This window comes from Streptomyces halobius, assembly GCF_023277745.1.
Taxonomy (GTDB): domain Bacteria; phylum Actinomycetota; class Actinomycetes; order Streptomycetales; family Streptomycetaceae; genus Streptomyces; species Streptomyces halobius.
Map to the genome: position 1 here is coordinate 4,312,450 of NZ_CP086322.1, position 21,107 is coordinate 4,333,556.

Here is a 21,107-nt window from a genome sequence, read left to right on the forward strand (position 1 = left end):
TGACTCCGAGGGGGCTTTCCATTGCATTTTGCCTGGTCAGGCAAGAGCCCCCTGTCGGATTCGAACCGACGACCTTCGCTTTACAAGAGCGGTGCTCTGACCAGCTGAGCTAAGGAGGCGTGCCTGGAGAAGTGTACCCAGGCGCGCCGGATGCCGGTCCCATATTTTCGTGACCCACACACTACTGACTTCCGGTCCCCACCCGGGTAGCGTCACGAACAGTCCCGCCAGTGTGGACTACACCACTCCTTTACTCGGATCGTCCGGCACGTTCCTGCCGGTGAAGGGACCCATCACCATGGCTACGGTCACGTATGACCAGGCAACCCGCATCTACCCGGGTGCCGACAAGCCCGCCGTCGACAAGCTCGACATCGCCATCGAGGACGGTGAATTCCTCGTTCTCGTCGGCCCCTCCGGCTGCGGCAAGTCCACCTCGCTGCGCATGCTCGCGGGGCTGGAGGACGTCGACGGCGGTGCCATCCGCATCGGGGACCGCGATGTCACCCACCTGCCGCCCAAGGACCGGGACATCGCGATGGTGTTCCAGAACTACGCGCTGTACCCGCATATGACGGTCGCCGACAACATGGGCTTCGCACTCAAGATCGCGGGGGTCAACAAGGCCGAGATCCGGCAGAAGGTCGAGGACGCGGCCAAGATCCTGGACCTTACGGAGTACCTGGGGCGCAAGCCGAAGGCGCTGTCCGGTGGTCAGCGCCAGCGGGTGGCCATGGGCCGGGCCATCGTCCGGGAGCCGCAGGTCTTCCTCATGGACGAGCCGCTGTCCAACCTGGACGCCAAGCTCCGTGTGCAGACCCGTACGCAGATCGCGGGCCTGCAGCGCCGCCTGGGCATCACGACCGTCTACGTCACCCACGACCAGGTCGAAGCCATGACCATGGGGGACCGCGTCGCCGTCCTCAAGGACGGTCTGCTGCAGCAGATCGACTCACCGCGGAACATGTACGACCGCCCGGCGAACCTCTTCGTCGCCGGCTTCATCGGCTCGCCCGCGATGAATCTCATCGAGGTACCGATCACCGACGGCGGCGTGAAGTTCGGCAACAGCGTCGTCCCGGTGAACCGCGAGGCGCTGACCGCCGCGAGCGAGAAGGGCGACCGGACGGTGACCGTCGGCGTGCGCCCGGAGCACTTCGAGATCGTCGAGCAGGACGGCGCCGCCGTGAAGTCGCTGTCCAGGGAGACGGCGGACGCACCGGCCGGTCTGGCCGTGACCGTCAATGTCGTCGAGGAGCTCGGCGCCGACGGCTATGTCTACGGCACCGTCGAGGTCGGCGGCGAGCCGAAGGACCTGGTCGTCCGGGTCAGCGGCCGCCAGGTCCCGGAGAAGGGCACCCAGCTGCACGTCGTGCCGCGGCCGGGCGAGGCCCATGTGTTCTCGATGTCCACGGGCGAGCGGCTCTCGGACTGACGGGCCCTGAGGGGACCTGAGGGACTCAAGGGCTGAGGTTCAAGGGCTGAGGTTCAAAGGGCTGAGGTTCAAAGGGCTGAGGTTCAAAGGGTCGGCGGATCTACGAATTGGATCTACGGGCCGCCGACCCGACGGTAGGCAGGGGTGCGGGGCGCGCTGTACGTCGCTCCGCACCCCTGCCGCGTCCCCTGCCGCGCCCCCGAAGCCCCGACGGGTGGCCGGGGCACCCGGGCCCCGGAGTCTCGGCCGATCCCGGCCGGCGTCCCCCGGGCCCGCCAGAACCCCGTTCACGTCCGCAATCCACCCAAGTCTCCAAGAAATGCCCCATATCGGAACAATTCAGACCATTCACACATTTCCGACTATTCGCACCAGTGCGTCAACATCACAACCGCACCGACGGGCCATTCCGTCCCCCGATATGGTGACCAAATGTCGCCAAATCATCACCCCTCGCTACCATCGCGACCGTGAACTCCGCAGCCCGCCGCATCGGCCGAACTCTCGCCCTCGTACTCCCCGTCGTCCTCGTCCTCTCCGGGACTCTCGCGGTCACCCGCGTCCCGTGGGCATCGACGACCACGGACTCCCAGGCGCTGACCGCATCCGCGTCCTCGACCTCGACCTCGACCTCGACCTCGTCGTCCGGGAAGGCTTCCACCAAAGCCGCCCCCCGAACCCCCCAGGCCGAGCTCCGCCAGCACCTCCTCGCCGAACTCCAGGAGAAGAATCCCGGTGTTGCCCTGACCGCTCTCCAGACGGCCGTCACCGAGCGGCCCTCCCTGGCCAAGTACTGTGCCGCCATCGCCCGCGACCTCGGGCGCGCCGCGGTCCACAAGTACGGAGGGGCCGCCCACCGCGCCCAGAAATGGTCCCGCCCGGTGTGCGACACCTCCTTCGCCAGCGGCGTCGCCGCCGCCCAGTGAATCCGGCTCGCACCGCATAGGGTGCGAAACATGACCGATGCCCCGCATCCGCACCCCACGCAGGCCGTGGTCCTGGCCGGCGGCCAGGGCTCACGTCTCCGCCCCTATACCGATGACCGACCCAAGCCGATGGTCGAGATTCCCGGCACCGGAACCCCGATCATCGGCCATCAGCTGAACTGGCTGGCAGAGGAAGGCGTCACCGACGCCGTCGTCTCCTGCGGCCACCTCGCCGAGATCCTCCAGGACTGGCTGGGTCAGGCCCAACTACCTCTGCACGTCACGACAGTTGTCGAGACAGAACCGCTGGGCCGCGGCGGCGGCCTCAAGCACGCCGCCGCATCCCTCCCCCGCCCGGAAGAGCCCTGGTACGCCGCCAACGGTGACATCTGGACCCGCTTCCCGCTCCGCGAGATGGCCGCCTTCCACCATGAACGCGATGCCGCGGCCACCCTCGCGCTGGCCCGCCCGCGCATCCCGTGGGGCGCCGTCGAGACCGACGCGTTCGGGCACGTGCTGGACTTCATCGAGTCGCCGCCCTCGCCGTATCTCATCAACGCGGGCGTCTACGTCTTCTCCGCCGCCTTCACGGATCTGCTGCCCACCCGCGGCGACCATGAGCGCACGACCTTCCCCCGCCTCGCCCGGGAACGCCGACTCGCCGGCTATCCGCTCCCGCACGGGGCCTACTGGCGCGCCATCGACACGGCCAAGGACCTCACCGAGGCGGCGAAGGAGCTGGGGGCGGAGGGGCGTTGAGCCTCGCCGGTGGAGGGCATTGAGCCTCGCCGGTGGAGGGCATTGAGCCTCGCCGGTGGAGGGCATTGAGCCTCGCCGGTGGCAGGAGTGAGCGTCGCCGGTGGAGGGCATTGAGCCTCGCCGGTGGCAGGAGTGAGCGTCGCCGGTGGAGGGCGTTGAGCCGTCGCCGCTGGAAGGGCGTTGAGGCGTCACCAGCGGAGCGGGTGAGCCGTCGCCGCTGGAGAGGGGATTGGGGGCGCCGGCGGGATGGGGTTGAGCCTGCGGTCAGAGGGCGCTGAGACGCGCCCCAGGGGCGCGTTGGGCCGTCCAGAACCGGCCGTCCCCAGCGGGCCGTGGGCGCGGTCTTGAACCAGCGCGCCAGCGAGCATAGAGCCCGGTCTGGAACCGCCCCACCCCAGCAAGCACCGAGCCCGGCCTTAGCAAGCACCGAGCCCGGCCTTGAACCGGCGCCCCAACGGGCCTTGAACCGCCCCAGGGGCCTTGAACCGGTCGTGGTCCTGAACGGCCGCCCTGGGCACCGTCCTTCCGACTTGCCCCGTACCTCCCACGCCCGTCCCCCACACACCTGTCCCCGGCCACCAAAGGCGACCGGGGACAGGAAAAGGGGACAGGAAAGGGGCGGCAGCAGGCGCGGGCGGGTGCCCGCCGGACGTGTCAGCCCAGGAGCCCGCCCAGGGTGCCCCCGCGGCCGGAGTCGTCTCCGGGGCCGGTGCTGTCGCCCGTGCCTCCGGTGGTACCTCCGCCGGTGCCGCCGCCGGACGTGGGCTTGGCCTGGGTCGGCGCCGGGACCCGGGTCGGCGTCGACTGTGGCGCGCTGGTGGTCGCGCCGGGACGCTGTGCGGTACCGCTGGCGCTGCCGGACGGGGTGCCGGTCGCCGAGACGGACGGACGGCCCGTCGTGCCCGTCGTGTGCGAGGCGCCCGCGGACGGTGTCCCGGGGCGGTGCGAAGCGCTCCCGGAGTGGCTCTGTCCGGGCCGGGTGCGGCTCTTGGCGGGGCGGGGCAGCGGGGATCCGGGCAGGTTGTTGATCGCCGGTTCGCCGGGCCGCGGCACATGCGTGACCGTCGCGGACCGTACGGCGCCGCCGAGCAGCGAGCCGACCAGCAGGGTCAGCCCGGCCACCACCGTGGTCATCACGGCGCCGCGGCGCAGCACCCGGCGCCGCAGCTCGGCGACCTCGACCCGCGGGCCGAGCCGCCGCCATGCCTCGCCGGCCAGCCGGGCGTCCATGGAGTAGACCGGGGCGCCCGCGATGATCAGCGGGCTCCAGGCGGCGAGGTAGATGATGTCGGGGGCGTCGTAGGCGGGGACGGTGCGCCAGCTGACGGTCATCAGCAGCGCTGCGGAGAGCAGCGCGCCGAACCAGGCCGCGAGCCGCTGCCACAGGCCGCACATCGTCAGCACGCCGACCACGACCTGCAGGAACGCGACGGTCAGACCGGCGCCGACGGGGTGCGAGACGGCGAAGTCGCGCAGCGGCACGGCCAGTGCCCAGGGGTCGAGCGACTGCAGCCACTTGACCATGGAGCCCCGCTCGCCGCCGTCGAAGTAGACGGGGTCGCAGAGCTTGCCCATGCCGGCGTAGACGGAGATCAGACCGAGGAAGACGCGCAGCGGGAGGAGCACCACGCCGAGGTTCATCCGGCGGCCCGGGTAGTACGCGTGCCGGACGCTGTCGCCGCGCCGCTTGGACCCGGTGACGCCGCCGTCCCGCGTCTCGAACCGGTCGTTGTCGTACTCGTCTTCGTACTCGTCGTCGTAGACGTCGTCGTCGCCGTAGCCGTCCTCGCCGTAGCCGTCGTCGCCGTGGTCGCGGTCGCCGTAGCCGTTGTCGGCGTACGCGCGGCCCACGGGGCGTACGCCGCGCAGCAGGGTGTCCGGTTCGACGGGGCCGCGCTGGCCGATCACGGTCGTGGCGGGGGCGTCGTCGAGGCGGACCCGGGGCAGGACCTGGGTCGTGCCGACGTCGCTCTCCTCGGTGCGGCCGGCGTCGAGGCCGATGCCCGAGTCGCGTACCGCGTGCAGGAGTTGGGTGGTGGCGCCGGCCGTGCCGCCCGGTTCGGTGCGGCCGCTCCACACCACGGGTGCCCGGCGTCGGGGACGCGTGGAGCCCCGGATCACGGGGACGCGCCCGGTGTTCGCCATGGTGTGGCTCACGACGGGTTCGGCGAGCTGTACCCGGAAGCTGGCGTGGTTGACGACGACCTGAGCGGGATCGCACGGCACCTTGACCGAGCTCAAGACCGACTCGTCATCGAAGCCCGGCGAGCGTCCCCCCGTAGGTGTGCGGGGTGTTCTGGTGTCCACGCTCATCTAACCGAGTGACTCGCGGTTAAGACACTGCTTCGACCGGCTCGATCTGTCGGGGCACCGTCAAATGACGAAGTGGTCCCCAGACCGGTCACTCGGCATACGCAAACCGGTCATTTGACGTACGACACTGCACAACAATCGTCAATCGCCACGCACGGCAACCGTTCCTGCAACGCGCAGCAACCATCGCGGCCACGCATCGCAACCATGCATGTCACACACAGCTCCACACGCGGCGGTCATTCCCACCACGCACAGCAACCATCGATGGAGCGGGGCCGACGGCGCCCGGCCGCCTCCGCGAGAGCGGCGGAGGCCGAGCAGCACCACGGCCTGTCCGGTGGGTCAGGGCGGGAGAGGCCCTGGGGGTGTCGTCGGACTCCCCCTTCTAGCCCGCGCGGCGCCGCGCCGCCTCCCACAGGACCACACCGGCCGCGACCCCGGCGTTCAGCGACTCCGCGCCGCCCGGCATCGGGATCCGCACCCGTACGTCACAGGTCTCGCCGACCAGCCGCGACAGACCCTTGCCCTCGCTGCCGACCACCACGACGACCGGGCCGTCCAGCGCCTCGACGTCCTGCAGCTCCATCTCGCCGTCCGCGGCCAGGCCGACGACCATGAGACCGGCCTTCCGGTACGACTCCAGGGTCCGGGTCAGGTTCGTGGCGCGCGCGACCAGCGTACGGGCCGCGGTGCCTGCCGAGGTCTTCCACGCGCCGGCCGTCATCCCGGCCGCCCGGCGCTCCGGGACGACCACGCCATGGCCGCCGAAGGCGCACACGGAGCGGACGACGGCGCCGAGGTTGCGCGGGTCGGTGACCCCGTCGAGCGCCACGATCAGCGGGTCGTCACCGTCGTCGAAGGCGGCCGCGGCCAGGTCCTCGGGGTGCGCGTACTCGTACGGCGGCACCTGGAGGACCAGGCCCTGGTGGTTGAGGCCGTTGGTCATCCGGTCCAGCTCGGGGCGCGGCGCCTCCAGCAGGTTGACGTCGCCGCGCTCCGTGGCGAGCTGCAGCGCCTCGCGCACCCGCTCGTCGTTGTCGATGAACTGCTGGACGTAGAGAGTGGTCGCGGGCACGCCGTCGCGCAGCGCCTCGAAGACCGGGTTACGGCCGACGACGAGCTCCGCGGTGCCCTTCGCGCCGCCGCGCCGCGGGGCGGGCCGACGGGCGGCAGCCTGCTTCGCCTTGGCGTTGGCGATGCGGTTCTTGACATGCCCCTTGCGTACGGACGCGGGCGGGGTCGGCCCCTTGCCCTCCAGGCCCCGGCGCCGCTTACCGCCACTGCCGATCTGCGCGCCCTTCTTGCCGGACATGCGGCGGTTACTGCCTTGGCTTTTGCCGGCCATGGGTCACCTGTTTCCTCACTGCTCTCGACGTCTCGCGACGTGGAGTGGATACGTACACGGATCGGACGGAGTGCCCGTATGGACTGAGTGTCGCCCGAGCCCACCGGGAAGGGCGAATCCGGGTGGCGGCCGCGGCTCACGACGGTGTGACGGCGGCGGTCACGAGAGGGTCCAGCGGGGGCCGGAGGGGGTGTCCTCGATGACGAGGCCGGATTGCTGGAGCTGGTCGCGGATGGCGTCGGCGGTGGCGTAGTCCTTGCGGGCGCGGGCCGCCTGGCGCTGGTCCAGGACGAGCCGTACGAGCGAGTCCACCACGCCGTGCAGCTCGGCGCCGCGCTCCGCGTCGCCGTCGGCCCAGCGTTCGTCGAGCGGGTCGAGGCCGAGTACACCGAGCATCACGCGCAGCTCGGCGAGCCGGGCCACCGTCGACTCCTTGTCGTCGGCCGCCAGCGCGGCGTTGCCCTGGCGGACGGTGGTGTGCACGATCGCCAGGGCCTGCGGGACGCCCAGGTCGTCGTCCATGGCCTCGGCGAAGGCCGGCGGCACCTCGGGCGCGGGCTCGACGGCGCCGGCCTGCTCCACGGCCCGCTGGACGAAGCCCTCGATCCGCGCGAACGCGGCCTCGGCCTCGTGCAGCGCTTCCTCGCTGTACTCGATCGTCGAGCGGTAGTGCGGGGTGCCCAGGTAGTAGCGCAGCACGATCGGGCGCCGGCGCTTGACCATCTCGGAGACGAGCACCGAGTTGCCCAGCGACTTGGACATCTTCTCGCCGCTCATGGTCACCCAGGCGTTGTGCGACCAGTAGGCGGCGAAGTCGTCACCGAACGCCTTGGCCTGCGCGATCTCGTTCTCGTGGTGCGGGAAGACCAGGTCGACGCCGCCGCCGTGGATGTCGAAGGCCGAGCCCAGGTACTTGTGGGCCATCGCCGAGCACTCCAGGTGCCAGCCGGGCCGGCCGCGGCCCCAGGGGGTCTCCCAGCTGGGCTCGCCGTCCCGGGCGGCCTTCCACATGGCGAAGTCGCGCGGGTCCCGCTTGCCGGTCTCGCCCTCGCCGGACGGCTGCAGCAGGTTGTCCAGCTCCTGGTTGGACAGCTGGAGATACTCCGGGAAGGACTTCACGTCGAAGTAGACGTTGCCGTCGGCGGCGTAGGCGTGGCCCCGCTCGATCAGGCCGCGCATCATCGCGACCATCTCGGGGATGTGACCGGTGGCGCGCGGTTCGTAGGTCGGGCGGAGGCAGCCGAGGCGGTCGTAGGCCGTGTTGAAGGCGACCTCGTTCTCGTAGCCGATCGACCACCACGGTCGGCCCTGCTCGGCCGACTTCGCAATGATCTTGTCGTCGATGTCCGTCACGTTGCGCACGAACGTGACGTCATAGCCGCGGTAGTCGAACCAGCGGCGCATGATGTCGAAGTTCAGTCCCGACCTGATGTGCCCGATGTGCGGGGCGGCCTGCACGGTCGCGCCACACAGGTAGATCGAGACACAGCCCGGCGTCAGCGGGATGAAATCACGGATCTGCCGGGCGCTGGTGTCGTACAGGCGAATCGTCACGGAACCAGGGTAGTCGGAACGAGGCAGTGCCCCGTGCCCCCTGGGACCGGGGAGACGGAAGCGTGACACTCGCCCGGTCCGCCCGGGTATCGGAGGGGCCGGGCCCCGGACGGTCAGAGGCTGCCGACCACCTTGCGCGGGGTGATCCGGACGACCAGCCGCTCGGCGTCCTCCTTGGACGCCGGGTTGAATTCCGCGTACGGCCTGCCCGTGTACTTGTGGGACAGCTCGCCGATGAGGTCCTGGCCGCCCTCGGTGGTGAGCGAGGCGGAGCCGCGGACCTCGGCGTAGTGGTACGGGTCGTCGCAGGGCTGAACGACGACGCTCACGCGGGGGTCACGGCGCAGGTTGGCGACCTTGCGGCGGTCGGCCGTCGTCGAGATCAGCAGTTCGTCGCCGTCCCGCTTCACCCAGACCGGGGACACCTGGGGGCTGCCGTCGGGCTGGATCGTTGCCACCGTCACGAAGACGGGGGTGTCGAGGAGCTGCTTGAGGGCGTCGGAGAGCGTGGCGGTCACGGGGGTCCTTCCTGCACGTACCGGTGGATCACGAGTACTGCGATGCTTCCCCAACCGCCGTGCGGAAACCGGCATTCCCGGCCGTACGGGGGAATGCCGGGCGCCGCCGACGGCCCTTCACGGGCGTTACGGCCTCAGACCGTACGGACCACCAGCGCCGTGGCGACCGCGGCCAGCCCCTCGGCGCGGCCGGTCAGCCCCAGCCCGTCCGACGTCGTCCCGGACACCGAAACCGGCGCGCCGACCGCCGTCGACAGCGCCCGCTGCGCCTCGTCCCGCCGCTTGCCGACCTTCGGCCGTACGCCGATGACCTGCACCGCGACATTACCGATCGCGAAACCCTCGGCCCGCACGAGGCGCGCGGCCTCGGCCAGCAGCGTCACACCGGAGGCGCCGGACCACTCGGGGCGGCCGGTGCCGAAGTGCGCGCCGAGATCTCCGACGCCGGCCGCCGAGAACAGCGCGTCGCAGGCGGCGTGCGCGGCCACATCGCCGTCGCTGTGGCCGGCCAGGCCGTATCCGTCGCTGTCGGCGGTGTCCCACAGCAGCCCGGCGCACCACAGCTCCCGGCCGCGCTCGAAGGCGTGCACGTCCGTGCCGATGCCGACGAGCGGAACACCGGGCAGCCCCGGCGGCGTCGGCTCAGACATAGCCATCGATGGCCCTCCTGCGGACGAGTACGGCCTCGGCCAGGACCAGGTCCAGCGGCCGGGTCACCTTGAACGCTTCCTCATGCCCGGGAACGACCACGACGGGTGCCCCGAGCCGCTCGGCCAGTCCGGCGTCGTCGGTGGCGCCCTCGCCCTCGACGACCGTGTCATGTGCCTTGAGCAGCGTCTCCCGGTCGAAGCCCTGCGGGGTCTGTACGGCCCGCAGCCGGGCCCGCTCCGGGGTGCCGACCACCGGCTCCGGGGTGCCCTGCGGCTGCGGCTCGACCTGCTTGACGGTGTCGGCGAGCGGCAGCGCGGGGACGACCGCGGGGGCGCCGGCGCGTACCGCGGCGATCACCGAGTCCACCGTGTCGACGGGCACCAGCGGACGCGCCGCGTCATGCACCAGCACCACGTCGACGGCCTCCGGCAGCGCCGCCAGGCCGAGCCGTACGGACTCCTGGCGGGTCTCGCCACCGGGCACCACCACGAGGTCGGTGAGATCGGCGAGCGGATGCTCGTTGAGAAGGTGGCGGACCTCGGCGGCGCCGTCGGGCGGGGCGACCACGACGACGAGGGACACGGCGCGCGAGGCGGCCATCGCGCGGACGGCGTGCACCAGCATGGGGGTGCCGCCCAGTGCGCGCAGCGCCTTCGGGGCGCCGGGGCCGAGCCGGACACCCCGGCCGGCGGCGGGGATCACCGCGGCGGTGCGGATCGGGCGGGAGGGATCTGACATCGATGGCTCCGGAGTCCGGGGCGGGCCCGGATTTGGGCAGACAGGTTTGTTTCCTCGGCCGGGATGGGTATGGCCTGAGCGTGCCGGGCGCGACGCCTCGACCGGACCCTTCCGTGACATCGGTCCAGGCAGCTGCCCGAGCCCGGCACACCACAGGGCGACCGGCCGCAGATATGCCGCAGCGCCCGGCAACAGACGCCTCCGCCGGGGAAGACAGTCGTTACTCGGGCACCGCGGCAGTGCTGCGTTGCATCGGCTGCTGTGGTGAACACCACCCGTTCGATCACCGCTCGCTCGAACACTGCCGGCTCGAACACCGCGGCGCTCCACCACGGTCGCGTCGCCTCATGTGGTGTGCACAGCTTGGATCACACAGCGTTGTTGGAATGTCAGGACGCGAGGACCTCGTCAAGCAGCGCCTCGGCCTTGTCTTCGTTCGTGTTCTCCGCGAGGGCGAGCTCACTGACCAGAATCTGGCGCGCCTTGGCGAGCATCCTCTTCTCACCGGCGGAGAGTCCGCGCTCGCGTTCCCGGCGCCACAGGTCACGCACTACCTCGGCGACCTTGATCACGTCGCCGGAAGCGAGTTTCTCAAGATTTGCCTTGTAGCGACGGGACCAGTTCGTCGGCTCTTCGGCATAGGGTGCACGAAGCACCTCGAAGACCCGGTCGAGCCCGTCCTGACCGACCACGTCGCGTACGCCGACGAACTCCGCATTGTCCGCTGGAACACGAACAGTCAAGTCGCCCTGGGCGACCTTCAGCACCAAGTAGGTCTTGTCCACGCCTTTGATCTGGCGAGTTTCGATGGCCTCGATCAGCGCGGCCCCGTGATGGGGATAGACCACGGTGTCGCCAACCTTGAACGTCATGTGACAGGTACCCCTTCCGTGGCTATCCATGCTAACACGGGAACGGGCCGTTCTGAATGACGTTTTCGCAGGTCAGGGCATATCTCGGGGCTTGACAACAGCGCCCGGAACGTGCTGCGAGGGGGCGCCGAACGCAGGTATTCGCAGGTCGGAGGGGCTCCACGGGTGAGCTGAAACGTGCCCGCCACACACCGGGAACGCGATGATCAGCGTGACGAACGTCCCGTTTTGCACGGATCCGTATGAGCGACTTCCGCTGCTCCGTTCGGTTGGTCGCGGGCGGCTCCGGCTCGTTTTTCCGAATTGATCACCATCCGCCGACCGAGGGGATGATCAATTCCGCGGGGCACAAACATTCCCTGCGAATACCGCTTTTCCTCCGGGGGAAACCGACCGACCGTCACCCGAACAGCGACCCTTCGAATATTCATCCGCGTTCTCGGGGCGCATCGCTTGTCACATCACGGAAGACACCGGGAAGTCGGGAAGTCGGGAGGTGATGAGGAAAGCAGGGAGAGCGAGAAGAGCGGCCATCGGGGGTGATCGGGGCGGACGTGGTGAGCGCCGTCCTGGTGCGGGGGCACATGGCCGGCGGGCGGTCCGGCGGGTGGGGTGGTGACCGCGTCCCGGCGATGCATCGCTCGTCCCGGTCCGCCGGATATCGGGGGATGCGGCCGGGAGGTGACGGGGGTGTGATCGCTCTGGAGGCGGGTCGGGTGCGGAGGCCCGAGGGCGGCTCGGTAACCTAGCGGCGCTGACACACCCTTAGGGCGGCTTTACGCACCCGTCGACATGACGGGCCCGCGGCGGCCGCCCCAGCCGTCCATCCGCGACCGGGCACGAAGTTCGGCCGCCGTAGCTCGTCAAGGAGATGCCGCCGCCGTGAGCCGCAGCCTTCGACGCGGCGTCCTCGCCGCCACCGTCCTTTCGCTCTCGATCGCGTCGCTGTCCGCGTGCGGGGCCGGGAACAACGCCCAGACGCTGCAGGTGCATCCGGACAACGCCGCGACCGCCGTCGGCGACATCAAGATCCAGAACGTGAATGTGATCACCCAGCCCGACCCGAAGGCCAAGGGCCCGGCGGTGATCTCCGCGACGCTGTTCAACAACGGCACCAAGGACCAGCAGCTGACCGCCATCAGCCTCGACAGCAGCGGCAGGACCGCCAAGCTGGCCCCCGCCAAGGGCGGCCCGGGCGCGATCACCCTGCCGGCCGGCAGCTCCGTCGTGATCGGTGGCAAGGGCGACGCCTCCGCCGTCCTGGCGAGCGGCCGGGAGGCCGTCGAAGCCGGCGGCGTACAGCCCCTGACCTTCACCTTCAGCGCCTCGGGCAAGGTGAAGATCAGCGCGTTCGTGGTCCCGGCGCAGCAGCACTTCAAGGACTGGGGCCCCACGGAGGTGCCGCAGCGCACCGGCACGGCGACCCCCACCGGCACCGCCACGCCGTCGGAGCCGCACGCGCCGGGCGAGTCCGCGACCCCGGCCGGTACGGCCACGCCGACCGGTACGCCCGCCAACGCAGCGTACGAAGGCCACTGACCGGTCCACGGACATACGGTGAGGGGCGCCCGTCCGGGATCGGACGGGCGCCCCTCACACGTGCACCGGCCGACACGGCTCACGCCGCACGGCCTGCGCATCACCGGCCTACGGCTCGAACTTGTAGCCCAGGCCCCGGACCGTGACCAGATAGCGCGGCGCGCCCGGGTCCGGCTCGATCTTGGCGCGCAGCCGCTTGACGTGCACATCCAGGGTCTTGGTGTCGCCCACGTAGTCGGCGCCCCACACCCGGTCGATGAGCTGCATACGGGTCAGCACCCGGCCGGCGTTGCGCAGCAGCATCTCCAGGAGGTCGAACTCCTTGAGGGGCAGGTCGACCTTGCCGCCGGAGACGGTGACGACATGGCGGTCGACGTCCATCCGGACCGGGCCGGCCTCCAGGGCCTGCGGGGCGACCTCCTCCGGCTCACCGCGGCGGCGCAGCACCGCGCGGATACGGGCGACCAGTTCGCGGGAGGAGAAGGGTTTGGTGACGTAGTCGTCGGCTCCTATTTCCAGGCCGACCACCTTGTCGATCTCGCTGTCCTTGGCGGTCACCATGATGACCGGGACGTTGGAGCGGCCGCGCAGCTGCCGGCAGACCTCGGTGCCGGGCAGGCCGGGCAGCATCAGATCGAGCAGGACCAGGTCGGCGCCGTTGCGTTCGAACTCGTCCAGTCCGTCGGGGCCCGTAGTCGCGACGGCGACCTCGAAACCCTCCTTGCGGAGCATGTACGACAGTGCGTCGCTGAACGATTCCTCGTCCTCGACGACAAGCACTCGGGTCACGGAAGGACCTCCGGGGCAGGGTGAGCAGGGAGCGGTTCGTTGAAGGTCTCGTACGGGCGGTCCTCGTCGTCGAGGCCCTCCGCGGTATCGAGGTCGGCGGGCCGTTCGCGGTCGCGTACGGCACCGGCTTCGGGCAGACGCAGGGTGAAGGTGGAGCCCTGTCCCTCAGCGCTCCACACCGTGACCTCCCCGCCATGGGAGGCGGCCACGTGCTTGACGATGGCGAGGCCGAGGCCGGTCCCGCCGGTGGCGCGCGAGCGCGCCGGGTCCACGCGGTAGAACCGCTCGAAGATGCGGTCCCGCTCCCTCTCGGATATCCCGATGCCCTGGTCGGTCACCGCGATCTCGATCAGGTCGCCACCGGGCGCGGGGACGCGGCGGCCGGCGATCCCGACGCGGGTGCGCGCCGGGGAGTAGTTGACGGCGTTCTCGACGAGATTGCCGAGGGCCGCCGCGAGCTGGCCGCGGTTGCCCCATACGTGCAGGTCGGCGACGCCTCCGGTGGCCATGGTGATCTGTTTCGCGCCGGCCTGCTGGCGGCAGCGGTCGATGGCCTCGGCGACCAGCTCGTCGACCCGGACCGGCTCGGCGTCCTCCAGCGGGTCGTCGTTCTGCACCCGGGAGAGGTCGATGAGCTCCTGGACGAGGCTGGTCAGGCGGGTGGCCTCGTTCTGCATCCGGCCGGCGAAGCGGGTGACGGCCTCGGGGTCGTCGCTGGCGTCCATCACGGCCTCGGACAGCAGCGAGAGGGCACCGACCGGGGTCTTGAGCTCATGGCTGACGTTGGCGACGAAGTCACGGCGGACGGCCTCTATGCGGCGGGCCTCCGTGAGGTCCTCGACGAGCAGCAGGACGAGGCGGGAGCCGAGCGGGGCGACCCGGGCGGAGACCGCGAGCGCCTCCCCACGGCCGGTGCCGCGGCGCGGCAGATCCAGCTCGACCTGGCGTATCTCGCCGTCCCTGCGGGTGTCACGGGCCATCTGCATCATCGGCTCGACGGCGAGCTTGCCGCCCCGGACCAGCCCGAGGGCGTAGGCGGCGGAGCTGGCCTTGACGACGCCGTCGGCCTCGTCGAGGACGACGGCGGAGGAGCGCAGCACGGAGAGAACGGTGTCGACGCCGGGCGGCAGCACGGCGTCGGTGTGCAGGGAGGTGCGGGTGGGCTTGGCCTGGTCGCGCTCGCTCCAGCGGAACGCCAGCATGGCGAAGACGCCGGTGCACAGCCCGGCGATCGCTGCCACGGCGGCGACGGCCGCATCCACGTTCATGAGTCCAGGTTATGCGCCGGCTCGGACACTTCCCCAGCCGTTCGAGCCCCTCCCCGAACACACGTCGCCCAGAGTTCACCGCGAGGTCGGTGGTGGTTCACTCCGGAGAGCCGCAGGGGTCTCGCGGCCGCGGGCCAGGCGCCCCTTGGGCGACCGGTACGGCCGCCCGGAGCCGTCGGGCAGCGACCAGGTGAACCGTACGGCCGCCCTCGGGGCAGCGGCCACGTCGCTCAGAATTCACCTTCATGACGGCGACGGTTAACTCCCGGTGGGACCGGAGGTTGCGATCCCCCCGCACTGTGAGGGTGCGGGGGGAAATCGCCCCCGCACCGGCGCGCGGCCGCATCCCGGGGAGGACCTCAGCTTCCCGGTACCGGCCGCGCGGGCACGCCCCATGGGAGCGTAGGGACGAGCCATGGAAGCGTGGGAACGACCCATGGGAGCGTGGAAGCAGCGGGAACCAGAGCGGCCGCTCGCCCCTCGCTCCCACCTCCCACACCCCGGATCCGCCCACACCCACCGGATCCACGAGAGCCCCACGGATTCGACCCGGACTCGGTCCGCTCGGATCCGCCCACCACTCGATGCGAGAGAAGGTCACTGATGCGGGACGCGTACCACGAGGAGCTGGATTCGATCGGCGAGGGCCTGGTCGAGATGGCCCGGCTCGTCGGCTCCGCGATCGGGCGCGCCACCACGGCGATACTCGACGCGGACCTCAAGCTGGCCGAGAACGTGATCGCCGGTGACGAGAAGGTCGACGACCTCCAGCGCGATCTGGAGGCACGGGCGATCGCCCTGCTGGCGCGGCAGCAGCCGGTCGCCACCGACCTGCGGATCGTCGTCACCTCCCTCCGGATGAGCGCCGACCTGGAGCGTTCCGGCGACCTGGCCCAGCATGTGGCCAAACTGGCCCGGCTGCGCTTCCCGGAGACCGCCGTACCGCGCGATCTGCACGCCACCATCCTGGAGATGGGGCAGCTGGCGCAGCGCCTGATGGCCAAGGCCGCGGAGGTCATCATCACCAAGGACGTCGATCTGGCTCTCCAGCTGGAGCAGGACGACGACGCGATGGACCTGCTGCACCGCACGCTCTTCCAGCACCTCATGGACGACCGCTGGAAGCACGGCATCGAAACGGCCGTAGACGTGACGCTGCTGGGCCGCTATTACGAGCGGTTCGCGGATCACGCGGTCTCCGTGGCCAAGCGGGTGGTCTACCTGGTCACCGGTGAGCACGCCGACGAGATCACCCCGCCGGCGGCGGTCGACGGGGCCTGAGCACGGCGGGTGGTGAAGGGGTGCGGTAGCGAAGGGGCGCGATGCGCGCCCTCGCGCTCCCGTGCGCCGTTGACCCGTGCCTCCACGCGCCGTTGACGCGCCTCTCAGCCGGGGCTTGCAATGGGCACCAGGTGACCCCTAGGAGGCAATTTCATGGCACTCATGGCGGACTCCCCCACCCTCACGCCCCACGACGGCCCGTCAGTCGTCGAGCTCCCCCTGCTCAACGACTGCAACTGCGGCCCCGGCTGCGGCTGCGGCTGCCAGTCCGGCGGGCCGTGCCAGTGCGGCGGCGGCTGCGGGTAGCGCTGCGCGTGGCGGGCAGCCGACATGGTTGCTCGCCGTTTTCGACCGGCCCGCCGTGGGGTTCGCCTGCGGCGGGCCTGCTCCGTTTTCGGCTTCCCCGCCGTGGGGGTCGCCTGCGGCGGGCTTGAGCCCCACGCTTTTGGCTGTCCCGCCGTTGCACCTGCAGTGGGCGTCCGCTGCGCTTGCCTGAGCCGATGTTTTGGCTGTCCCGCCGTTGCACCTGCGGTGGGCCGTTGCCGCTGCGCGGGGCTGTTCGGCAGCGGTGCCGGCCCTCCGGACTCCGTCCTGCGGTCCAGCACCTCCCGAGGGGATGGGGAATAGACGGTGAGGGCGCACGTAGTCGGTCGTGTGCACCGTGTGGTCGTGACCACAGGCACCCGACAGATCACATGCGCCCCCACCCAACCCTCATCCACCCACCGTCGGGAGGGGACGGGCCGCAGGACGGAGTCCGGAGGCCCGTCACCGCACCCGAAAAACCCGCGCCCGCCGCAGGCGAACCCCTCACGGCGGGAAAGCCAAAAACGTCGGCTCACGCCGAGCGCAGCGTCACTTCTTGCCCTGGTTCTTCACGGCCTCGATCGCCGCCTTGGCCGCCTCCGGGTCGAGGTAGGTGCCGCCCGCCTTGACCGGGCGGAAGTCGGCGTCCAGCTCGTAGGCGAGGGGGATGCCGGTGGGGATGTTCAGGCCGGCGATGTCCGCGTCGGAGATGCCGTCGAGGTGCTTGACCAGGGCGCGCAGGCTGTTGCCGTGGGCGGCGATCAGGACCGTGCGGCCGGCGACGAGGTCCGGGACGATGCCGTCGTACCAGTACGGCAGCATGCGGGTGACGACGTCCTTGAGGCACTCGGTCTTCGGGCGGAGCTCCGGCGGGATGTCCGCGTAGCGCGGGTCGTCGCTCTGGGAGAACTCGGCGCCGTCCTCAAGGGCGGGCGGCGGGGTGTCGTACGAGCGGCGCCAGAGCATGAACTGCTCCTCGCCGAACTCGGCGAGCGTCTGCGCCTTGTCCTTGCCCTGCAGCGCGCCGTAGTGGCGCTCGTTCAGCCGCCAGCTGCGGTGGACCGGGATCCAGTGGCGGTCGGCGGCCTCCAGGGCCAGCTGCGCGGTGCGGATCGCGCGCTTCTGGAGGGAGGTGTGCACTACGTCGGGGAGCAGACCGGCGTCCTTGAGCAGCTCTCCGCCGCGGACCGCCTCCTTCTCGCCCTTCTCGTTGAGGTTGACGTCCACCCAGCCGGTGAACAGGTTCTTCGCGTTCCACTCGCTCTCGCCGTGGCGGAGGAGGATCAGCTTGTACGGTGCGTCGGCCATGCCGTCGAGCGTAATCGAAACCCGCAGGGGGCCTTGCGCCGGTCCAGTACCCGGGCGCCCCGGCGACGACCTGGGCTTCTCGGCGACGTTTGACGCTTCCCGTCAATTGGATGGCGATGGCATCCGGGCCGTAAGTAGGTTGTGATCACCGCATCCACCACTTACCCGCACCGCTGACGTGGGCACGCCGAACATCACGGGGGAAACTGTCATGTCCGCATCCATCGCCCGTCTGAGACGCGCCGCCGTGGAGAGCGTCTCCGGTCTTCCCCGGCAGTTCTGGTGGCTGTGGACCAGCACCTTGATCAACCGGCTCGGCGCATTCGTCGCCACGTTCCTGGCGCTCCACCTGACCGTCGAGCGCGGCTTCTCGGCGTCGTACGCGGGCCTGGTCGGCGCGCTCTACGGACTCGGCGGTGTGGTCTCGTCCGTGGGTGCGGGCGTGCTGACGGACCGGCTCGGCCGGCGGCCCACCATGCTGATCGCGCAGCTGTCGACGGCAGCTTCCGTAGCGCTGCTGGGTTTCATGGAACATCCGTTCGCCATCGCGGCGGTGGCGTGCGTGGTCGGCATGGCATCCAACGCGTCGCGGCCCGCCGTGCAGGCGATGATGGCGGACATCGTCGCCCCAGAGGACCGCGTACGGGCCTTCTCCCTCAACTACTGGGCGATCAACCTGGGCTTCGCGATCTCCTCGGCCGCCGCCGGACTCATCGCCGAACACGGCTACTTGGCCCTCTTCCTGGGCGAGTCGGCGCTGGTGCTGGCGTGCGCCCTCGTCGTCTTCCGGAAGCTGCCTGAGACGCGGCCGGCGGCCGCCGGTCCGAAGGGCGGCTCGCAGGACGCCGCCGAAGCGGGCCCCGCCACGGTCTCCATGCCGACCGTCCTGCGCGACGGCCGCTTCATGACCGTCGTCGGGCTCAACCTCCTCCTGGCGCTGCTCTTCCAGCAGGCCTATGTCTCGATGCCGGTGTCGATGGGTCAGGACGGCTTCACCAGCGCCGACTTCGGCATGGTGGCGGCGGTCAACGGCGTACTCATCGTGCTGCTGCAGATCCCCGTGACGCGCTTCATCGAGCACCGCAGCCCCGCGATGCTGCTGATCGGCTCGGCGCTGCTCACCGGCTACGGATTCGGTCTGACCGCGGTGGCCGGCTCGGTCGCGATGTACGCGGTCGCGGTCGCGGTCTGGACGCTCGGCGAGATCATCAACTCGCCGACACAGATGGGTCTGGTGGTTCGGCTGTCGCCGGTCCATGGCCGGGGCCGCTACCAGGGCATGTACGCCCTGTCCTGGTCGGTCGCCTCCCTGGCGGCCCCGCTGATCGGCGGCACGGTGATCGACCGCTACGGGTCGGACGCGCTGTGGGCCGGCTGCGCGGCCGTGGGGACGGTGGCCGCTCTGGGGTACGGGCTGCTGATGCGGAACGTGCCGGGCCAAGCGGTGCCGGAGCGGACGGAGGCGGGGAGGACGGAGCCGGGGAGGACGAAGGCGGGAGTGGCGTCGGGGGGCACGACGGGCACTTCGGAGACAGGGGCCGCTGCGGAGACGGGAGTTGCTGTGGAGACGGCGTCCCCAGCGGCGGCGCCGGTCAGCGCCGCAGCGCCCGTTGCGCCTCGTGGAGATTGCGCGGAGTGACGGCCTCCGGGCGGCCGCAGGACTCGATGCGGGTGGTGAGCGGGTCCGTGAATCGCGGAGTGGGTGAAGCGGAGCCGTAGAGGGGGCGGCACTCGCATCGCCGGCGTCGTCGGCGGGTTGGAAGAGTACGCGGTCGCCGGGGCGGAGGCGGCCGGCGACCTGGACGGTCAGGACGCGGTCACCCCGGTGGGCCGCGGCCGTGGCGTCGGTCAGGGATGCCATGTCACGGCCGGGCGCGGAAGGGGCGGCCCGACAGCGGGCCCTGGGGTTGGCTACACCTCAAGAGTGGGGTTTTTCCCCATGGTTTCGGCCGCTCGGCTACGGGACTCTGACGGTGCGGCAGGAGCGGTGGACGGCTGGGCCGGGTCGCCGCCGCGCACGGATCGAGCCGACGGGGGCTGTGTGATGGGCAAGGTGAAGGCGCGCGTGGTGCGGCGGAAAGGCTGGGCGATCGGTGCGCTGGCGGTCGCTGCGGCGCTGGTCGCGGTGCCGGTCGGGGCCCAGATGGCGGCCGGGACGGGGGAGCCCGCCGCCAGTCCCGGACGCGGGGCGGCCTCCGTGGGCACACCCGACGCAGACGCTCGCACAGCACCGTTGACGCTGCCCGCGCCCACCGGGGCACATCAAGTCGGCACGGTATCGCTCCACTTGCTCGACCGTCAGCGTGGCGATCCTTGGGTCGCCGGGCAGGCGCACCGGGAGCTGATGGTGAGCGTCCGGTATCCGGCGCGGGGTGTCGGACGGGAGGCCGAAGCAGACGCGGCGCGCGCCCCCGGCCAGTACCCCGTCGCTCCCCAGTTGCTCCCGCGCGAGGCGGCGGCGTTCGACGCGTGGAACAGCTTCTTTGAGCACATCCCGAAGGGGAAGGTCGACTGGGCGGCCACCCGCACCCATGCGCATCAGGGCGCGCCGGTGGCCCGGCATCGCGGGCGGCTGCCCGTGGTGCTCTACTCCCCCGGCGTCGGTGATCCCCGCTCGCTCGGGAGCAGCCTCTGCGACGAACTGGCCTCCCGTGGCTATGTGGTGGTGGCCGTTGATCACACCTACGAGCCGCCCGGGGTGCAGTTCCCCGACGGCCCGGTGGCACGAAGCGTCCTGCCGGCGGAGATGGCGCGGGCGCAGAAGACCGGGCGGATCACGGAGCTGCTGAAGAAGGTGACGGCGGTCCGGGTGGCGGACACCCGCTTCGTCCTGGACGAGTTGGAGAAGTGGGAGAAGTCGGAGAAGCGGGAGGTGCGGGGGAAGCAGGAGCAGCGGGTGCGGGGCGGGTTGCCCGCCCTCCCCGAGGGACTGCGCGGTGCGCTGGATCTGCGCTCCGTCGGGATGTTCGGGCAGTCGGCCGGCGGGTTCACGGCGGTACAGACGATGCACGACGACCGGCGGATCAAGGCGGCGGTGAACATGGACGGCGTCATGGGATACACCCAGCGCGACGACGGCCCCTCGAACCCGTCGACGGTGGGGCTGGACGGAGTGGACCGGCCGCTGCTGCTGATGGGGAAGGAGGGGAACACCCATCACACGGTCGCCTCGTGGGGTGCGGTGTGGGAGCACAGTAAGGGCTGGCACCGGGATCTGACGCTCCGCGGGAGCGGGCATGCCGGCTATACGGATGCCGCGAGCCTCATACCTCAGATTGCGCGGCGGCTGGGGCTGCCCCGGAAGGCCGTGACGGAGACGGTCGGCACCATCGACCCCGGCCGCGCGGTCGCCGCCGAGCGGGCGTATGTCTCGGCGTTCTTCGACCGGTGGCTCCGCGGGCGGGACGGCGGGCTGCTGGACGGGCCCTCGGCCCGCTACCCGGAGATTCGGTTCGTGCGCTGAGGGGTGCCGGAGGGGTGTCGCTGACCGGACCTCCTCTGC

At 70.8% G+C, this 21,107-nt stretch carries 18 protein-coding genes and 1 tRNA gene; 8 read left to right on the forward strand and 11 right to left on the reverse strand.

Annotated elements, in window-relative coordinates; translation table 11 throughout:
- Positions 1 to 45: 45 nt before the first annotated feature.
- A tRNA-Thr gene (locus K9S39_RS19630) sits at positions 46 to 119 on the reverse strand.
- Between the two features lie 179 nt (positions 120 to 298).
- Here K9S39_RS19630 and K9S39_RS19635 point away from each other — a divergent pair.
- The 3 genes from K9S39_RS19635 to K9S39_RS19645 all read left to right on the forward strand — a co-directional run bounded on the left by K9S39_RS19635 (position 299) and on the right by K9S39_RS19645 (position 3,120).
- A complete protein-coding gene (locus K9S39_RS19635) occupies positions 299 to 1,435 on the forward strand; it encodes an ABC transporter ATP-binding protein (protein WP_248864674.1) in 1,137 nt (378 codons plus the stop codon).
- A gap of 470 nt (positions 1,436 to 1,905) precedes the next feature.
- On the forward strand, positions 1,906 to 2,361 hold the full coding sequence (locus tag K9S39_RS19640; protein WP_248864675.1) for a hypothetical protein: 456 nt from the start codon (positions 1,906 to 1,908) through the stop codon (positions 2,359 to 2,361).
- A gap of 30 nt (positions 2,362 to 2,391) precedes the next feature.
- Positions 2,392 to 3,120: a nucleotidyltransferase family protein gene (locus K9S39_RS19645; RefSeq protein WP_248864676.1), complete on the forward strand. Its 729-nt coding sequence runs from the start codon at positions 2,392 to 2,394 to the stop codon at positions 3,118 to 3,120.
- Between the two features lie 654 nt (positions 3,121 to 3,774).
- Here the strand turns inward: K9S39_RS19645 and K9S39_RS19650 are convergent.
- The 7 genes from K9S39_RS19650 to K9S39_RS19680 all read right to left on the reverse strand — a co-directional run bounded on the left by K9S39_RS19650 (position 3,775) and on the right by K9S39_RS19680 (position 11,114).
- Positions 3,775 to 5,433, reverse strand: a complete 1,659-nt coding sequence (locus K9S39_RS19650; protein WP_248864677.1) for a DoxX family protein — start codon at positions 5,431 to 5,433, stop codon at positions 3,775 to 3,777.
- 388 nt (positions 5,434 to 5,821) lie between these two features.
- Positions 5,822 to 6,781, reverse strand: coding sequence for a 23S rRNA (guanosine(2251)-2'-O)-methyltransferase RlmB (rlmB, locus tag K9S39_RS19655; protein WP_248864678.1), 960 nt, complete (start codon positions 6,779 to 6,781; stop codon positions 5,822 to 5,824).
- Positions 6,782 to 6,940: 159 nt separating this feature from the next.
- Positions 6,941 to 8,335 (reverse strand): cysteine--tRNA ligase, encoded by a 1,395-nt coding sequence (cysS, locus tag K9S39_RS19660; protein WP_248864679.1) that lies wholly within the window; start codon positions 8,333 to 8,335, stop codon positions 6,941 to 6,943.
- Positions 8,336 to 8,448: 113 nt separating this feature from the next.
- Complete coding sequence (locus K9S39_RS19665) at positions 8,449 to 8,853, reverse strand: PPOX class F420-dependent oxidoreductase (RefSeq protein ID WP_248864680.1); 405 nt, start codon at positions 8,851 to 8,853, stop codon at positions 8,449 to 8,451.
- Between the two features lie 134 nt (positions 8,854 to 8,987).
- Positions 8,988 to 9,503 carry a 2-C-methyl-D-erythritol 2,4-cyclodiphosphate synthase gene (gene ispF / locus K9S39_RS19670; protein WP_248868862.1) on the reverse strand — a complete coding sequence of 172 codons (516 nt, stop codon included), beginning with the start codon at positions 9,501 to 9,503 and terminating at the stop codon, positions 8,988 to 8,990.
- Positions 9,496 to 10,242, reverse strand: a complete 747-nt coding sequence (ispD, locus tag K9S39_RS19675; protein ID WP_248864681.1) for a 2-C-methyl-D-erythritol 4-phosphate cytidylyltransferase — start codon at positions 10,240 to 10,242, stop codon at positions 9,496 to 9,498. Before ispD ends, ispF begins: the two co-directional genes overlap by 8 nt.
- Before the next feature lie 389 nt (positions 10,243 to 10,631).
- On the reverse strand, positions 10,632 to 11,114 hold the full coding sequence (locus K9S39_RS19680; protein ID WP_003953493.1) for a CarD family transcriptional regulator: 483 nt from the start codon (positions 11,112 to 11,114) through the stop codon (positions 10,632 to 10,634).
- A gap of 882 nt (positions 11,115 to 11,996) precedes the next feature.
- Here K9S39_RS19680 and K9S39_RS19685 point away from each other — a divergent pair.
- Positions 11,997 to 12,653, forward strand: a complete 657-nt coding sequence (locus K9S39_RS19685) for a copper chaperone PCu(A)C (protein WP_248864682.1) — start codon at positions 11,997 to 11,999, stop codon at positions 12,651 to 12,653.
- A 108-nt stretch (positions 12,654 to 12,761) separates the two neighbouring features.
- On the opposite strand, the gene K9S39_RS19690 is transcribed toward K9S39_RS19685, so the two are convergent.
- Together K9S39_RS19690 and K9S39_RS19695 are read right to left on the reverse strand one after the other, a co-directional pair.
- On the reverse strand, positions 12,762 to 13,442 hold the full coding sequence (locus tag K9S39_RS19690) for a response regulator transcription factor (protein ID WP_248864683.1): 681 nt from the start codon (positions 13,440 to 13,442) through the stop codon (positions 12,762 to 12,764).
- Positions 13,439 to 14,710, reverse strand: coding sequence for a sensor histidine kinase (locus tag K9S39_RS19695; protein WP_248864684.1), 1,272 nt, complete (start codon positions 14,708 to 14,710; stop codon positions 13,439 to 13,441). The genes K9S39_RS19690 and K9S39_RS19695 overlap by 4 nt, the downstream gene beginning before the upstream one ends.
- A gap of 603 nt (positions 14,711 to 15,313) precedes the next feature.
- Between K9S39_RS19695 and phoU the strand changes: the two genes are divergently transcribed.
- On the forward strand, positions 15,314 to 15,991 hold the full coding sequence (gene phoU / locus K9S39_RS19700) for a phosphate signaling complex protein PhoU (protein ID WP_248864685.1): 678 nt from the start codon (positions 15,314 to 15,316) through the stop codon (positions 15,989 to 15,991).
- Positions 15,992 to 16,144: 153 nt separating this feature from the next.
- The gene (locus K9S39_RS19705; RefSeq protein WP_248869241.1) at positions 16,145 to 16,297 is read left to right on the forward strand and encodes a hypothetical protein; all 153 of its coding nucleotides are present in this window, start codon (positions 16,145 to 16,147) and stop codon (positions 16,295 to 16,297) included.
- A gap of 549 nt (positions 16,298 to 16,846) precedes the next feature.
- Here the strand turns inward: K9S39_RS19705 and K9S39_RS19710 are convergent.
- Positions 16,847 to 17,605 carry a phosphoglyceromutase gene (locus K9S39_RS19710; RefSeq protein WP_248864686.1) on the reverse strand — a complete coding sequence of 253 codons (759 nt, stop codon included), beginning with the start codon at positions 17,603 to 17,605 and terminating at the stop codon, positions 16,847 to 16,849.
- Positions 17,606 to 17,816: 211 nt separating this feature from the next.
- On the opposite strand from K9S39_RS19710, the gene K9S39_RS19715 reads away from it, so the two are divergent.
- The gene (locus K9S39_RS19715) at positions 17,817 to 19,244 is read left to right on the forward strand and encodes an MDR family MFS transporter (protein ID WP_248864687.1); all 1,428 of its coding nucleotides are present in this window, start codon (positions 17,817 to 17,819) and stop codon (positions 19,242 to 19,244) included.
- 405 nt (positions 19,245 to 19,649) lie between these two features.
- Entirely contained in the window at positions 19,650 to 21,068 is a 1,419-nt protein-coding gene (locus tag K9S39_RS19720; protein WP_248864688.1) for an alpha/beta hydrolase family protein, read from the forward strand.
- Positions 21,069 to 21,107 lie beyond the last annotated feature (39 nt).